This is a genomic window from Oceanobacillus limi, from assembly GCF_900111445.1.
Lineage (GTDB): Bacteria > Bacillota > Bacilli > Bacillales > Amphibacillaceae > Ornithinibacillus > Ornithinibacillus limi.
Genome location: NZ_FOHE01000008.1, coordinates 73,357 through 90,157, shown reverse-complemented (window position 1 = coordinate 90,157; position 16,801 = coordinate 73,357). Strand labels below are relative to the sequence as shown.

The 16,801-nt window shown below is 35.4% G+C and carries 16 protein-coding genes; 4 read left to right on the top strand and 12 right to left on the bottom strand.

Annotated features, from left to right (window positions below; all coding sequences use genetic code 11):
- Window positions 1–1,083: a pyruvate dehydrogenase (acetyl-transferring) E1 component subunit alpha gene (gene pdhA / locus BMX40_RS10265; RefSeq protein WP_090869512.1), complete on the bottom strand. Its 1,083-nt coding sequence runs from the start codon at window positions 1,081–1,083 to the stop codon at window positions 1–3.
- Window positions 1,084–1,514: 431 nt separating this feature from the next.
- Window positions 1,515–2,180, bottom strand: a complete 666-nt coding sequence (locus BMX40_RS10260; protein ID WP_090869509.1) for a YkyA family protein — start codon at window positions 2,178–2,180, stop codon at window positions 1,515–1,517.
- A gap of 211 nt (window positions 2,181–2,391) precedes the next feature.
- Between BMX40_RS10260 and def the strand changes: the two genes are divergently transcribed.
- From def to rnjA, 3 genes are all read left to right on the top strand, one after another.
- Window positions 2,392–2,943 (top strand): peptide deformylase, encoded by a 552-nt coding sequence (gene def, locus BMX40_RS10255; RefSeq protein WP_090869507.1) that lies wholly within the window; start codon window positions 2,392–2,394, stop codon window positions 2,941–2,943.
- Between the two features lie 703 nt (window positions 2,944–3,646).
- A complete protein-coding gene (locus BMX40_RS10250) occupies window positions 3,647–3,856 on the top strand; it encodes a DNA-dependent RNA polymerase subunit epsilon (protein ID WP_090869505.1) in 210 nt (69 codons plus the stop codon).
- 3 nt (window positions 3,857–3,859) lie between these two features.
- Window positions 3,860–5,527 (top strand): ribonuclease J1, encoded by a 1,668-nt coding sequence (rnjA, locus tag BMX40_RS10245; protein ID WP_090869503.1) that lies wholly within the window; start codon window positions 3,860–3,862, stop codon window positions 5,525–5,527.
- Between the two features lie 56 nt (window positions 5,528–5,583).
- Here the strand turns inward: rnjA and BMX40_RS10240 are convergent, their stop codons facing one another.
- The 9 genes from BMX40_RS10240 to cbpB all read right to left on the bottom strand — a co-directional run bounded on the left by BMX40_RS10240 (window position 5,584) and on the right by cbpB (window position 14,870).
- On the bottom strand, window positions 5,584–6,252 hold the full coding sequence (locus tag BMX40_RS10240) for a potassium channel family protein (RefSeq protein ID WP_090869502.1): 669 nt from the start codon (window positions 6,250–6,252) through the stop codon (window positions 5,584–5,586).
- A gap of 112 nt (window positions 6,253–6,364) precedes the next feature.
- The gene (locus BMX40_RS10235; protein ID WP_090869500.1) at window positions 6,365–8,206 is read right to left on the bottom strand and encodes an ABC transporter ATP-binding protein; all 1,842 of its coding nucleotides are present in this window, start codon (window positions 8,204–8,206) and stop codon (window positions 6,365–6,367) included.
- Between the two features lie 15 nt (window positions 8,207–8,221).
- Window positions 8,222–9,973 (bottom strand): ABC transporter ATP-binding protein, encoded by a 1,752-nt coding sequence (locus BMX40_RS10230; protein ID WP_090869498.1) that lies wholly within the window; start codon window positions 9,971–9,973, stop codon window positions 8,222–8,224.
- An 832-nt stretch (window positions 9,974–10,805) separates the two neighbouring features.
- Window positions 10,806–11,258, bottom strand: a complete 453-nt coding sequence (locus BMX40_RS10225) for a TlpA family protein disulfide reductase (RefSeq protein ID WP_090869496.1) — start codon at window positions 11,256–11,258, stop codon at window positions 10,806–10,808.
- Between the two features lie 117 nt (window positions 11,259–11,375).
- Window positions 11,376–11,918 carry a peroxiredoxin gene (locus tag BMX40_RS10220; protein WP_090869494.1) on the bottom strand — a complete coding sequence of 181 codons (543 nt, stop codon included), beginning with the start codon at window positions 11,916–11,918 and terminating at the stop codon, window positions 11,376–11,378.
- A 205-nt stretch (window positions 11,919–12,123) separates the two neighbouring features.
- On the bottom strand, window positions 12,124–12,366 hold the full coding sequence (locus BMX40_RS10215) for a YkuS family protein (RefSeq protein ID WP_090869492.1): 243 nt from the start codon (window positions 12,364–12,366) through the stop codon (window positions 12,124–12,126).
- Window positions 12,367–12,426: 60 nt separating this feature from the next.
- The gene (locus BMX40_RS10210; RefSeq protein ID WP_090869490.1) at window positions 12,427–13,566 is read right to left on the bottom strand and encodes an N-acetyldiaminopimelate deacetylase; all 1,140 of its coding nucleotides are present in this window, start codon (window positions 13,564–13,566) and stop codon (window positions 12,427–12,429) included.
- 12 nt (window positions 13,567–13,578) lie between these two features.
- Entirely contained in the window at window positions 13,579–14,295 is a 717-nt protein-coding gene (gene dapD, locus BMX40_RS10205; RefSeq protein WP_090869488.1) for a 2,3,4,5-tetrahydropyridine-2,6-dicarboxylate N-acetyltransferase, read from the bottom strand.
- 128 nt (window positions 14,296–14,423) lie between these two features.
- Window positions 14,424–14,870 (bottom strand): cyclic-di-AMP-binding protein CbpB, encoded by a 447-nt coding sequence (cbpB, locus tag BMX40_RS10200; RefSeq protein WP_090869485.1) that lies wholly within the window; start codon window positions 14,868–14,870, stop codon window positions 14,424–14,426.
- A gap of 473 nt (window positions 14,871–15,343) precedes the next feature.
- Between cbpB and trhA the strand changes: the two genes are divergently transcribed.
- Window positions 15,344–15,979, top strand: coding sequence for a PAQR family membrane homeostasis protein TrhA (trhA, locus tag BMX40_RS10195; RefSeq protein WP_090869483.1), 636 nt, complete (start codon window positions 15,344–15,346; stop codon window positions 15,977–15,979).
- A 36-nt stretch (window positions 15,980–16,015) separates the two neighbouring features.
- Here the strand turns inward: trhA and fadH are convergent, their stop codons facing one another.
- Window positions 16,016–16,783, bottom strand: a complete 768-nt coding sequence (gene fadH, locus BMX40_RS10190; RefSeq protein WP_090869481.1) for a 2,4-dienoyl-CoA reductase — start codon at window positions 16,781–16,783, stop codon at window positions 16,016–16,018.
- Window positions 16,784–16,801 lie beyond the last annotated feature (18 nt).

Sequence of the window (16,801 nt, the reverse complement as noted above, 5' to 3'; positions counted from 1 at the left end):
CTACTTCGACTCCTTTGCTTTGTATTCTTCCATTTGCTCTTCAAGATGTGCTGGAAGTTTTTCATACATGTTTGAAATAAGATCCGTTACTTTCTGTTTTGGATATTTATCTGCTTCTTTTATTGCATTTTTAATTTCTTCTTTTGCTTCTTCAATAACTTTATTTTCTTCTTCTTCAGACCAAAGTTTCTTGTCTTCTAAGTACTTACGGAAACGAACTAATGGATCTTTTTTCTCCCACTCCGAATCCATTTCTGAAGTACGATAGCGAGTTGGGTCATCCCCAGCCATTGTATGCGGACCATAACGATATGTCATTAGTTCTAGTAGCATTGGCCCTTCACCATTAATCGCACGCTCACGAGCATGTTTTGTAGCTGCATACACAGCAAGAACATCCATTCCGTCTACTTGAATTCCTTCGATACCAGCAGAAACAGCTTTTTGAGCTAATGTTTTCGCAGCGGTTTGTTTATCACGAGGAACTGAAATAGCAAATCCGTTATTTTGTACGACAAAAATATTGTTCGCACCGTAAGCACCTGCAAAGTTAATTCCTTCATAGAAATCACCTTGAGATGTACCGCCATCACCTGTGTATGTGATTGCAACAGATTTTTTACCGCGCATTTTCATTCCAAGTCCTACACCTGCAGCTTGAACATATTGTGCACCAATAATAATTTGCGGACTTAAAGCAGGAACATTTTCAGGCATTTGATTTCCGTGGTAATGTCCTCTTGAGAACAAGAAAGCTTGGTATAATGGAAGACCGTGCCAAATCAACTGTGGTACATCACGATAACCTGGTAAAATGAAATCCTCTTGTTCTAATGCAAAGTGACTGCCTAACTGAGAAGCCTCTTGACCTGCAGTAGGTGCATAAAACCCTAATCGACCTTGACGATTCAAAGCAATAGAGCGTTGATCAAGAATACGAGTATAAACCATTCTTCTCATAAGCTCTTTTAATTCGTCATCTGATAAATCAGGCAGATATTCCTTATTGACTATTTTTCCATCTTCATTAAGAATCTGGAACATTTCGAACTGACTTTCAACATTTTCAAGTACATGTTTCAAAATAGTTCACCTCTTCCTTTCTTATATCCTTTTATAATTATCTTTTCTAGCCTTCCCAAAACATAAGAAAATCTGTACCCTTTTTCCATTTTTCTGCACTATTTTCATGTAGCCTAACAATGGGAATTTTGTTTAAGCAAACTGTTACATAATTTCATCGAAAAATACTGGTACAATTTTATTACTCCTAAAGTTTAGCTCATATCGTTCCATTCGGTCAACTACTTTGTTTTTAATTTATTTTTTTATCTTCCCATACTTCGATCTTTCATATTGGCCAAGCCAAAATAACAACATCTGTTACATTTTTAAATACAAACTGTATTATAAAATTGGATAAAAAAAGAACCGCCTAGTAGGCAGTTCTTTTTAGTAATGGAAAATAATAATTTTGTATGTTTTACAGAACATTTAACGCTATGAACAATTCATTAGCTTTCGTCTTCATCATAATTCACGGTTATATCAGCCACATTATAGTATTCTTTTTTTAATTTATTATATTCCATCGTGTGACTATTAAATGTTTCATTTGCTTGAATAACATCCTGATAACTTTCGTTAATCGTTTCAATATGTTCTGTCACAGTATCCTGATCCATCTCTTCTTTCTGAAGCATTTCGTATAGTTCTTTTTCTAAAGTTAAGGATTTCATATATTTTTCATACAGCACATCATACGATTTATACCGTTCGACCATAGCATCATACATTTCATTGGCTTTTTCCTTTACCGAATCATCATCGATTTCATTAATAAGTTCTTCCGTATTTAAAAATTCTTCACGTGAATCTTCAATACTATTTTTTTCTAACTCAATTTTTTCTTTACGTTCGTCTATCACCGATATAGCTTCATTTGACAATTCTTGTATTTTCTCAAAATCATCCATTCCTAAATCAATTATTTCTTCATAAATGGACTGTTCTTGTTTTTCTAATTCATTTATAGAAGTCTGTTGTTGTTCAAATCCTTCTTCCAGACTCACCGCTTTTTCCAAATGATTATAAACTTGCGTGTCTATTGATTCCCCACAGGCTGATAATATAAAGAAAGTAGTAAAAATCAATATCAAAAATAGTTTTTTAATCCTCACAAATATCTTCCCCTCTTCATTGCTGTACCTTAAATGGATAGTCTAGATTTATCATAAGTATAACATAATGCCTATTACGAACGAATACAATTTTAATAAATTTGTTGATAGTAAATTTATGATAAATAACTATTAATTATGATAAACTGTTAGAATGATACACATTGTACGAGCAGTTACAAGAAGGAATAATCAATTGGAGTGGTAAATAATGATTACGATGGAAAATATTGTACGAGAAGGTCATCCTGCTTTACGAGAAGTTGCAACTGAAGTAACGCTTCCTCCATCGGATGAGGAAATAAACTTATTATCCGATATGCTTACTTATTTAAAAAATAGCCAGGACGACGAGATGTGTTCCACATATGATTTACGACCTGGTGTTGGTTTAGCAGCACCTCAATTAGGAATTACGAAGCGAATGGTTGCCATACACTTTGAAGATTTGAATGGAAAGTTATATAGCTATGGATTGTTTAATCCAAAAATTGTTAGTCATTCCGTTGAAAAAGCTTATCTTTCTGCAGGTGAAGGCTGTTTATCTGTTGACCGAAATGTTGAAGGGTACGTTCCGAGATATGCTCGTATCACAGTTACAGCAACTGATTTAGAAGGTAACAAATTAAAACTACGTTTACGGGATTACGCAGCAATCGTTTTCCAACATGAAATTGATCACTTAAATGGAGTTATGTTTTACGACCATATAAACAAAGAAAACCCATATACAATCCCAGATAATGCAAAGGCAATTAATTAAAGAGAGAACAGCTGAACGCAGCTGTTCTTTCTTTATAATACAACTTCCACTCTCATTAATGTATAAGAAATGATTCTAAGTGAAAAATATACATACGAAACCTATTTAACAAATCACCATTCACGAATATACTTTTCCTACTAAACAAAGTTATTTATAGATAAAATATAATTTTTTTTATGGAAAAAAGGGATTTTTATTCCAATATTCTTCAAACCGTACTATACTATAGTTAAGAGGGATTGGATCGGTAGAACGTTTGTATGCTTTTCTTGATATTCTTGAAAGGAGATGTAATACAAACATGTTAAAACGCCTAAAAGAAAAGCTTAGAAAACGCTGGAAGGATTTTTTAGGCCAAGGACGTGTACCCACAACTTATAAAGACTAAGTTAATTCATGCTAAGGGTGCGACTTCTTGTAGTTGCACCCATGCTATCTACCGCTAATGATATAAGAAAATATTTTTAACTGAAACAATATTACCGGAGGCGTGAGGTAGTAATAACAGTTAATTACGGAAATATTCAATTCGTTACTATGTATTATGGAGAAGTAAATGAATAGTCAGTTTAAGAATCGTTATGTTATTTTGCATGACCCTTTTTTAGAAATGCCTAAACATAATACATAAATCGTTTTAGAAGTTACTTGAATAGTAAAATTAGAAATGAATGTTATAGAAAGATTAAGGAGAGATGAAATGATTTTCAAAGTATTATATCAAGAATCAGCGTATCAAGTACCAGTACGTGAAAGAACAAAAAGCCTTTACATAGAGGCAGAGTCAAAAGAGGAAGTTAGAAAAAAATTAAGTGATCGTAACTACAACATAGAGTTTATCCAAGTACTAGATGAGGCACATCTAGAATATGAAAAACAATCCGAAACCTTTACAACGGAGTCCGTATAAACGATGAAATTTGTAAAGAATGACCAAACAGCAGTTTTTGCACTAGGTGGATTGGGTGAAATTGGAAAGAATACGTATGGTGTTCAATTTCAGGACGAAATCATTCTAATTGATGCAGGTATCAAGTTCCCAGAAGATGAATTACTTGGGATCGATTATGTCATTCCAGATTACACTTACCTAGTACAAAATCAAGAGAAAATCAAAGGTTTAATTGTAACACACGGTCATGAAGACCATATTGGTGGTATTCCATATTTACTTAGAGAAATTAATGTGCCTATCTATGCTGGAAAACTCGCGATCGGACTCATCCGAAATAAGTTAGAAGAACATGGTTTATTAAGAAACGCCAAATTAAACACTATTCAAGAAGACGATATTATCAAATTCCGTAAAACATCTGTTAGCTTTTTCCGAACAACTCATAGTATTCCAGATTCCTATGGTATTGTTGTTAAAACGCCTCCTGGCAACATTGTTCATACCGGAGATTTCAAATTTGACTTCACCCCAATCGGTGAACCAGCTAATTTATCTAAAATGGCTGAAATTGGTAAAGAAGGAGTATTATGCTTACTTTCTGATAGTACAAATAGTGAAGTTCCAGGTTTTACAATGTCTGAAAAAGTTGTAGAAGGAAATATTCATGAAATTTTTGGACGTGTAGATGGAAGATTAATCTTTGCCACGTTTGCATCTAATATTTACCGACTACAACAAGTAGTAGGTGCAGCTGTTAAGCATAATCGAAAAATCGCTGTATTTGGTCGTAGTATGGAATCAGCGATAAATTTAGGACAAGAACTTGGGTACATTCAAGCTCCTAAAGATACATTTATTGATGCCAATCAAATCAATCGCCTTCCAGCGAATGAAGTAACTATTCTTTGTACAGGTTCTCAAGGTGAACCAATGGCTGCTCTATCAAGGATTGCCAATGGTACGCATCGACAGATACAAATTATTCCTGGTGACACAGTTGTATTCTCATCCTCTCCAATCCCTGGAAATACAATTAGTGTTAGCCGTACAATTAATAAGCTTTACCGCGCAGGTGCAGATGTCATCCACGGAAAACTTAGTGATATTCATACATCTGGTCACGGTAGCCAAGAAGAACAGAAATTGATGCTAAGACTCATGAATCCAAAGTATTTTATGCCAATTCACGGTGAATATCGAATGTTAAAGGAACACACAAAACTAGGTGAGCTTTGTGGAGTACCGATAGATAATTCATTCGTAATGGATAATGGAGATGTATTAGCATTAGGGAAAGACAATGCAACTGTAGCTGGTAAAATACCTTCTGGTTCTATTTATGTTGACGGAAGTGGTATTGGTGATATCGGTAATATTGTACTAAGAGACCGTCGAATATTATCAGAAGAAGGATTAGTAATTGTCGTTGTCAGCATCAATATGAAAGAGTTTAAAGTCGCTGCTGGCCCTGACATCATTTCACGTGGTTTTGTCTATATGAGAGAATCTGAAGACCTAATCAATGATGCACAAAAACTAGTTGCAAAACATTTAGAAAAGGTAATGGAGAGAAAGACAACACAATGGTCAGAGATTAAAAATGAAATCATTGACACCATTGCTCCGTTCTTATATGAAAAAACAAAACGTAAACCAATGATACTTCCTATTATAATGGAGATTTAGAACAAAAAGGATGAAAACCGAATCTAATGTCGGTTTTCATCCTTTTTACATACGTTTTAATCATCATCAATGACAAGTTGTTTTTCAAAACGAGAGATATCCTTATCAGCACCAATAACGATTAGAATATCATCTTCTTTTAACGTTTCATCAGCTGCAGGTGATACATTAATATTTTTTCCTTGCTTAATTGCTACAACGTTACAACCATAGCGAGCACGAATATCTAATTCAACTAGCGTCTTCCCAATAAGTTTTTTTCCTGCTTTTACTTCAACAATACTGTGGTCATCTGAAAGCTCAAGATAATCTAGTATATTATTTGATATAATGCTATGTGCTATCCGCTTCCCCATGTCTCTTTCCGGGTGCACAACATGATTTGCTCCAATTTTGTTTAATATTTTTTCATGATAATCATTTTGCGCTTTCACTGTAATTCGCTTAATTCCTAAATCATGTAGGATTACTGTTGTTAAAATGCTAGCTTGTATATTATCGCCTATTGCAACTATAACATGATCAATGTTTTTAATTCCTAATTCTTTTAAGGATGCTTCATCTGTCGAATCTGCAATAACAGCATGTGAGGCAATGTTTTTAAATTCATTAATTTTATCCTCATCACTATCTATTGCTAATACTTCCATACCTTCTTTACTCAATTCCCGACATATACTGCCGCCGAATCTACCTAATCCTATTACTGCAAATTCTCGCTTCATGTGCTTTTCCTCCAAGAACAAAATACTTATGTATTCATTACTATTTTACTGTACCAAGAATAGGAAAAAGAAGCAATCTCTATTTTTACATGAGATTGCTTCTTCTTTTACATTACATTGCATCGAGCATTTGGAATTGTGATTTTACCAATTCATAATACTCACCTTTTTGTTCCATTAATTCATCGTGATCTCCATTTTCTAATATCTTTCCTTGTTCCAATACGAAGATATTATCAGATTCACGTATTGTTGATAGTCGGTGAGCAATAATAATTGCTGTTCTTCCCTTTAGCAATCTACGTAATGCATTTTGTATTTTAACTTCCGTTTCTGTATCAATACTTGCTGTTGCTTCGTCTAAAATAATAATACTAGGATTCGCTAATAATGCACGAGCAAAGGACAATAACTGTCTTTCGCCAGCTGAAAGGATATTCCCTCTTTCCTCGACCTCTGTGCTATATCCATCCGCTAGACGTTCGATAAAGTCATTTGCACCCACTACTTTAGCAGCTTCAATAACTTCCTCATCACTAGCATCCGGTCGACCAAAACGAATATTCTCCATAATGGTTCCAGAGAATATAAATGTGTCTTGTAGTACAACACTTATATGGTTACGTAAACTACTTAATTTAACATCCTTTAAGTCATGTCCATCTACTTTAACGGTACCGCTTGTTGGATCATAAAACCGACTAATTAAATTTGCAATGGTCGATTTCCCACTTCCCGTATGTCCCACTAGAGCAATGGTTTCTCCCGCCTTAATTTCCAATGAAATTTCATGTAAAGCGATTCGTTCACTGTCATAAGAAAATTGCACTTTATCAAACGCTATATGACCTTTCATTTCTTCAAATTCAATCGCATTATCTTTTTCAGAAACATTTGGTTGTTCATCAAGGTATTCAAAAATCCGTTCAGAAGAAGCCATTGCCATTAGTAATTGGTTATATACTTGACCTAGTCTAGAGATTGGATCCCAGAACATACCTAGGAAAAAGGCAAACGATACAAACGTACCAAGTTTTATTCCTCCATCGCTTGGCCCTAAGATTATTAAATGAGCACCATAAGATATTAATACAACCGTTCCAATCGCATTACTCATCTCTACAAACGGACGGAACATCGCACTCTTACTGGAAGCAGTTCTCCAGCTTTGAAAATTATCCGTATTTACTCCATTAAAGAATTCCGTATTTTCCTTTTCCTGGGAAAAAGATTGGGTTATACGAATCCCTTGAATACTTTCATTTAAATGAGAATTCATTCGTGATTGCTGAATTCGTACATTCTGCCATGATCGACGAATTTTACGACGTAGTTTCGTTGATATATAAAACATTAATGGCAATATAACCATTACTGCTAAGGCTAATTTAGGACTCAACGTAAACAAAATAACTATAATCCCTAGTAAAGTAGCTATATCCATTAACAAATTAATGATACCGTTGGTAAATAGCTCTTGTAAGGAGTTGGTATCATTCATGATACGAACTAAAATCGAACCCGCTGAACGGTTATCAAAAAATCGATGCGATAACCGTTGTACATGGGTAAATAGATGTTGTCTTAAATCATAAATAACATTTTGCCCTAATAAATTCACCCATTTAATTCGATAAATATTACCTACATAACTTAGCAAATAAAGTAAACCAATAGCAATAACCAAATAAGTAAGCAGGCCTACATCTTTATTTTCAATTGCTACATCAAAGGCAACCTTACCTATAATAATAGGGACAGCTAAGCGGACCGCAGTAGATACAATCATTGCAATAATTGCACCTAGTAAATATGTTTTCGCATATGGTTTTAAATAGGTTAGTAAACGCCATATTTGTTGCCAATTAAACGGTTTTTCTATCGCTTGATCAATCGTATAATGAAATCGTTTCAGGTGACGATCTTTTTTATTTTCATTTGTTGTTTCTGACAATATTTCTCCCCCCCTTTAGACTGCTGACGGATTCATAATTGCGTCACGGTCTTGGTACTGAATATCATAAATACGTTGGTATGGACCATTATTTTCTACCAGCTCATCATGTGTACCACGTTCTACAATCTTTCCTTCTTCAAGCACAAGTATTTCATCCGCATGCTTTAATGAAGAGATACGATGAGCAATAATGAATGAAGTTCTTCCCTTCATTACCTCTTTCAATGCTTGCTGGATCTTAAATTCAGTTTCCATATCAACTGCTGATGTAGCATCATCTAGTACAAGGATACTTGGGTTAATACAAATAGCACGAGCAATCGCAATACGCTGCTTCTGACCACCAGAAAGCCCCATTCCACGCTCGCCTAATAAGGTATCATAACCATTTGGCATATCCATAATAAAATCATGTGCTTGTGCACGTTTAGCAGCATCGACAATTTGTTCTTCTGTAACATTTGGATTACCATAAGCAATATTTTCACGAATCGTAGTTGAAAATAGAAAAGATTCTTGTAAGACAAAACCGATATGTTTACGCAATGCTTTTATTTGATAATCAGAAACTGGATGACCATCAACCAATACTTGACCTTGTTCAGGCTCATAAAAACGTGTTATTAATTGAGTAATACTTGTTTTACCTGAACCAGTAGCTCCAATTAAGCCCACAACTTTTCCTGGTGGAGCATCAAAACTGATATTTTTCAACGCCTCATCATCATCTTCTACATATGTCAGTGTTACATCATCAAAGGTTACATGACCTTTAATTGGTTTATTAATAGCATTCTCTTTCTCTACGATATCTTCCTTTCCTTCTAAAATTTCTAGCAACCTTTCTCCAGAAGCTTTCGCTTGTGAGAATTGGTTAATGACAAACCCTAAATTCATAAGCGGCCCCATGATGTACCAAACTAAACTAAAAAATGCTACTAATTCACCTGGCTGCATCTGTGAACTAATTACTAAGTAGCCACCAAATGCAAGTAATGCTACCGCGCAGAAATTACCGATAAACTCCATTAATGGAAAGTATTTTGCCCAAATATTAGATGTTTTTAAGTAGTTTTGCCGGTAATTATCATTACTTCCCGAAAATCTACCTATCTCAAAGTCTTCTCTTGAAAGTGATTTTACGGTTTGCATACCACTAATGTTTTCTTGAACCCTTGTATTTAATCGTCCAAACGATTTACGAATACCTCGGAAAGCAGGATGTACTCGTTTATCAAACTTGAAAACAACAATGGCTAAAAATGGCATAGCTGCCATTGTTACAAGAGCAAGTGGAATGGAATAATAGAACATAACACTTAATGACATTAGGATTAACAACGCTATTCTTATCAGCTCTGCAAATCCAGCAGATAAAAAGAAGCGAAAGCCTTCAACATCTGCTGTTAAACGCGACATAATATCCCCAGTTTTGGCATTATCATAATACTTAAAGGATAAGATTTGGAGTTTTTTGTATAACGAATTCCGTACATGGAAAACGGTTGTTATTCCAAAAAGATCCCCTAAATATTGGTGTAAATACGTTGATATACCTTTAATAAACATAAGTACTAAAAATCCAATTGCAATGTATGGAATAAAGGAATACCTCTCCTTTGCCACTACTTCATCAATTGTTAATTGCAGTATAATCGGATACACAACGGTAATACCAGTCACAAAAAATAGGAAAAACAATGATATGAAAAAATATTTTCTGTGTGGCCAATAAAATTTCTTCAGTTTCTTAAATGTATCCAAATGTCTCCCTCCTTCATGAAGTTTTTATTTTCCGTAATTACTAATATAACGGTTTCCGAAATAAATTACCATATCTTTTGCTTAATTTTTTAAAATTTTTTTAATAACGATAAAATTTAGTCCCTAAGCCAGAATCCAAACCAAAGAAATCAGTACTTATTCGGTATCGATAATTACGTAATAGATATATGATGTGACGTAATGAACTTAAAAGATTTTGGATAGCATCTTCACCGCTACGGAAATACACTGCGCTTTCCGTGGGCTCGCGCTGAGCCTCCTCGTTCGCAAAGCCCGCTCACTGTGGGGTCTCAGCGTCTTCGCTTTCCCACAGGAGTCTCCGTGTATTTCCTTCGCTATGCTTGTATGCGTTTATGTTTAAATATCTTTCTATGTTATCCTTAAAAAAATAAGAACCGCTTCATCACCGGAGACAGAATACGTAGACTCCTTGAAAATACAAACCAATTTTCTGTGTGCGATGTTAAGCTGCCGAAGCATTCCTTGGACTGCGATTACTCATCCCACCGAAAACCCTTGTCCTGTGGGAACAGTACGAGTCCGAAGAGCCCGTACAGATGCGCCTACTTCTACCACTAACTCTCCGAAGCAAATTCCTCGGCACAAGGGGACAAAGAAGCATACTCAAGTAGTACCCTGGCTGAGGCCGTGCCCACGGAAAGCGAAGTATTCTGTCGTAACGGTATTCCTACACTATTTGAATATGATTGGATGAGCAAATTATATAAGTTACGTCGCATAATATACGTTATCTGCAACGAAACAACCAAAAAAATAACCTTAGCGGATGCTAAGGTTATTTTTTTACGATTTATTTAACTGGTTTACCTAGTACACGATTCACACGCTTACGTAACATCTTCATGCCACCGCCACCTGCTTGAAAATGTCTTAATTTACCTTCTGCATCAAAAACATAATACGCAGGTACGTATTGGTTATCAAAAGCATCTGTAAGTTTATGTGCATTATCAACAAAGATTGGTTGCGTAATATCATGCTCTCCAGCTACTTCTTGGATTTGATCTAGGTCTAAGTCTTTTTCTGAACGAGGCATATGGACTGCGATAACATTTAACTCGTCCTGATACTCATCACGGAACTCATTCACATTTGGCATTGCTTCCTTACATAATCCACAACTTACGGACCAAAAATGAATTAATGTAGGCTTCCCACCTAATAAATCCTCTTTCGTAATAGGATCACTATTATACCAAGTTGTAGCACCTTCTAATTCAGGCATTTGATCTCTTAATTTCATTCTGTGTTACCTCCTAATTTTATATCAAAAAGAAGCTGACCCGTATATTACAACAATATACGTCAGAGAGTCAGCTCCTGTATCATATTCAATTTCTATTAATAAATTTCCAGTTAATTATAATGTTTCTTGACCTGGCTTCCAGTTTGCAGGGCAAAGTCCACCAGTTTGCAACGCTTGTAATACACGTAATGTTTCGTCTACATCACGTCCAATGTTGTTGTGGAATACCGTTTGATACTGAAGTTCACCTTCTGGGTTAATAATAAATAAACCACGTAAGGCAATACCTTCATCTTCAATTAGAACACCATAATCTTTAGATACAACATGATTTGTATCTGCTGCTAATGGGTATGCTAGTTCACCAAGTCCATTGTCATCACGAGAAGTATTAATCCACGCTTTATGTGTATGAATTGTATCCGTAGAAACTCCAATAACCTCTGCATCTAAATCTTCAAATTCATCATATCGATCTGACATTGCAGTAATCTCAGTCGGACATACAAACGTGAAGTCCATTGGATAGAAGAAAAGAACTGTCCATTTATCTTCTTTCATATTTTCTTCAAGGCTTACCTTTCCAAACTCTTTGTTTGGCAATACTGCCTCCATTTCAAAACGTGGTGCTTGTTTTCCTACCATTCTTTCTGCCATATGTAATCACTCCAAATTTTAAGTATATTAATTTGACACCAACCAAAATTGTATGTGACTTGATTAACAAAGTCAATTGATAAAGGAAATATGCTGATCATTTATCTGTTATCATCATATCAGTATAGCCATTTCCATATTTTTTAAACAATTTAAACAGTAAATAAGGCTTTTTCTTTTGGAAAAGAAAAAGCCTTATTTTGAATTAACTCAATTTATTATTCACCATTTGGCAAACTTGTTCAGCATTCTGTCCTTCCGCACTTATTACAGGACCAGCGATACTTGTATCCGCCATTCCCATAACATCCTTGTCCTGCCCAGAAATTACACAACAATCACAATGGGCTGTGTCTGCTTCAGAACGTAGATCCACTACTTCATGTCCCATTTCCATGAGCGCTTCCCTGACATCAGTTAGCGTACCTTCAACTCCGATACGTGCCATTTTTAATCACTCCTCTAACTATGCATATTTTCATAGTTAGTATGACCAGGAGTTTGGAAACTATTCCATATCATCATTTTTTGAAGATAATTCATGGATCATCTTTGTTACAGCTCTAACACCAATAGTAAGAGCATCTTCATTTGGTTGAAGTTTATTGTGATGAAGACCAAATGGCGATTCCACTCCTAACCAAAACATAAAACCTGGTATCTCTTTTAACATATAACCAAAATCTTCACCTGTCATCGCTTTATTCGCTTCATGATACGATAATCCTTCATCCTTCATTGCTTTTTTAAAAAGATCGACATAGTTTTTTTCGTTATATACTTGATAATAATTTGCCCCATAGTCAATTCCTATAGAACAATCATAATTTATTTCAAATCCTCGAATGATTGATTCTAGCCTTCGTTTAACTACATGAATGGTATCTGGTCTAAGGGTACGAATAGTTCCCTCTAAGCGTGCAGTTTCTGCAATTGCATTTTGTACATGCCCGCTTTCCATTTTGCCAATTGTTAAAACAGCGCTGTCCAATGGATCAATTCCTCTTGAAATGATTTCTTGTATTTGGGAGATAAAAGCACCTGCAGCAACAGACATGTCCTTCGTTAAATGTGGATATGCTGCATGACCGCCTTTTCCAACAAAATCTAAGAACAACTCACTTGTATTTGCAAATAATAATCCTGATTTACTTGATACAGTTCCAACGGGTAGCTCTGGTGCTATATGCAAAGCAAAAATACAATCTGGTCTCCACGTATTAAATTCTTCCGATTGCATCATCGGTAACGCTCCACCAGGACCTTCTTCAGCTGGTTGAAAAATAAAAACAACATCATCCTGAATCGGTTCTTCAATTATACGTTGAAGTGAACCTAATGCAATCGTCATATGAAAATCATGGCCACAAGCATGCATTCGACCTTCATGTGAAGAACGAAAGGAAAAGCCCGTGTCTTCAGTAATTGGTAAACCATCAATATCACAGCGATACCCAATTGTTTTGCTAGGGTTTGTTCCTTTTATCTTCACTAGAATCCCCGTTTTCCACTCTTGGATCAGTGTACGGTCATTAGCGATTAAATTTATTTGTTTTATTAAATAAGCTTGTGTTTTATACTCCTGAAATCCCAATTCTGGAATTCGGTGTAATTCACGCCTTATATTCTGCAAGTTGGCTATAGTCATCAAATCGCCTACTTAGTTGTCTAATTTACGTAGTTCATGCTTAATTTCCGTTTTTGATTTCGTGCTTTCATCAATTTCCTTTAACACTTTAGCAGGGGTTCCAGCTACTAATGTGTTAGGCGCTACGTCTTTTGTTACAATTGCTCCAGCTGCAACAATTGCTCCCTTTCCAATCGTAACTCCCTCTAGAACTACTACGTTTGCACCGATGACAACATCATCTTCTACAACCACTGGTTTTGCTGATGGTGGCTCTATTACACCGGCTAGCACTGTACCAGCACCAATATGACAATTTTTTCCTACTGTTGCACGGCCGCCTAGTACTGCATTCATATCAATCATCGTTCCGTCACCAATGACAGCACCAATATTGATACTTGCCCCCATCATAATAACAACGCCATCACCAATTTCTACCTGATCACGAATGATCGCACCAGGTTCAATACGTGCGTTAATATTTTTTAGATCAAGTAAAGGAATAGCAGAATTACGTCGGTCATTTTCAATAACATAATCAGAGATACTAGTTTTGTTTTCCTCTAAAAATGCAGAGACAACCTTCCATTCACCAAAAAGTACTCCACTCTGATCCTCTACAAAAGATTGTATGTCTTCATATACTAATGACTTAAGGTTTTCACCTTTTATGTATACTTTTACTGGTGTACTCTTCTTACTATTCGAGATAAAATTAATAATTTCATTTGCATCCATTTGATTCATTTAAAATCCTCCTAGATATATATTCTTTTTTACTTTAGCAAACAGAACTCGTTCAAGCAACAAAGGAGTACTAATAAAAAAAGATGAAAAAACGTCCTTGCATTCTCACAAGGACGTACATTTCCTATTTATTTGTATTTTGCCGTATATAAATCTCTACGCATATTCTTTAAAATAGCTCTTCGTGTTACAATCCCCTCAAAATAACCATTTTCATCGTCTACACACACAAATGGATAATTAATTACCGAGGTCAACCCATCTAAAAAATTGTCTTGTTTTGCTAGTCGTGGTATATCCGTATGCATAACTTCCTCGACCCGCATGTCAGACAAACGTTCCATTTCAAAACGCTCTAACCCTAAAATTTGATTCAAAATAATGGTCTTTCCAATTGTTCCAACTAATTTATAAGATGAATCTAACACAGGTACTGCAGAATAACCTGACTTTACTAAAACCAATAAGGCATGTTCTAAAGGATTATTTACTTGTACATGGGCGACTTTTTCTGATGGAATCATCAAGTCCTCTACCGTAATTGATGTAATTTCCTTATCTTCTATCATGCTCATCACAAACGCTCCTTTATTATTGTCATGAAACATTCCTAACCCTTTACAAAAGGAGTTTTTATTACTCTAACCATAGTTTACCATAATTTTGGTTAAGACAAAATTTTCATTCCTTCGTTTTATGTAACACATATTTAATATGAACATATAATCATATTACCCAAAAGGTGGAAACATCACGGAGAATTACTATCAATTAGTCATACTTTCATGTAATTACTGATAGTGCCTAAAGCCAACTCTATTGGGGATAGTTATTTAAATTTATATAGTATATGTAGATGTTCGTTAATTTGTTACATAGTACCTAACAACGTAACTTCTCCCTTAAGATGACACGGGAAATTAGTGAATTTCTTGATAAATGGAAGCAATTTTCTATCAAATAAAACAGTTATAATTCATGAATGACAACCACTTTAAGGCAACATAATAAACATAAAACAGAAGAATGAAATGGAGTTTTTCGTAATATGAAAGTCTATTCATTTACAAAAAAGGAAGAGTATGCACACGCTATCCTCCACGGTATTGGGGCATTATTTAGTCTGATCGCCCTTGTTTTGTTAATAATATATGCTACTTCAAATGGAAATCTGTGGCACATAGTATCTGTAGCGATATTTGGAATTACAATGTTGCTTATGTATTTAGCATCTACAATCGTTCATAGCTTGCCACCAGGAAAATGGAAGGATCGCTTTTTGATCATTGATCATGTATCTATCTACTTATTTATTGCAGGATCTTACACTCCTTTTTTGCTTGTCCATTTACGTGGAGAAATTGGGTGGACATTGTTTTTTATCGTGTGGGGATTTGCCATAGCAGGTATCATATTTAAAATATTTTTCGTCAAAAAATTAATCCTGCTATCTACTTTATTATATATACTGATGGGGTGGCTCATGCTTATTGCTTGGGATCCACTCACTTCTATTATGCATGAGCGCGGCGTAAAACTATTAGTTATCGGTGGTGTTCTTTATACTTCCGGTACCATATTTTATATATGGCGAAGCTTTCCTTTCCACCATGCAGTTTGGCACGCATTTGTTTTAGCCGGTTCTGCCTTTCACTTCTTCACCGTACTTTATTATGTCTTATAAATCCGCGTGCTAACGTTTAGTTAGCACGCTATTAAATTAAAATGGAAATTTATTAAGCCATTGACCACCATCCATGGTCACAACTTCGCCATTGATATAAGATGCTTTGTCGGATAATAAAAAGTATGCTAGTTCTGCTATTTCTTCTGGTTTTCCTAAACGCTGGAGAGGTACAGATTCTAACGTTCGTTTAGCCGCATACTCTGATTCAAATAACTTGTCCGCTCCACCAGTTCTTTCAATTGGTCCTGGCGCAATTGCATTTACTCGTATACCATATTTCGTGCCCCACTCTACAGCCAGTGTCCTCGTCATATTCAAAACACCAGCTTTTGCTGCCGATGAATGGATGACACCTGCCCCTGCATTCCAAGCATACGTCGCAACCATATTTAATATCGTTCCTTTTTGTTTCGAATCGATCCAGTGCTTCCCAACTTCTTTACTACAGTAAAAAGTACCATTCAGTACAATGTCAATGACAGAGTTCCATCCATTTATAGATAAATCCTCAGCTGCACAAATAAAGTTTCCTGCAGCATTGTTCACTAAGTGGTCAATGCTACCGAAGTGTTCGACGGTATCAGAAACTACTCGTGCAACCTCATCTGGATTACGTACATCCATTCTTCCAATACGTATTTCACCTGTTGCTGTTTCCAAAAGCTCTTCCTTAACTTTGTTTAGTGTTTCATCGTTCCTCCCACTAATTACAACATTTGCTCCTTCATCAGCAAATTTTTTTGCCATGTATTTCCCCATACCACTTGAACTACCTGTAACCAGAATTGTTTTACCCTTCATATTAAACTTCCCCTTTAC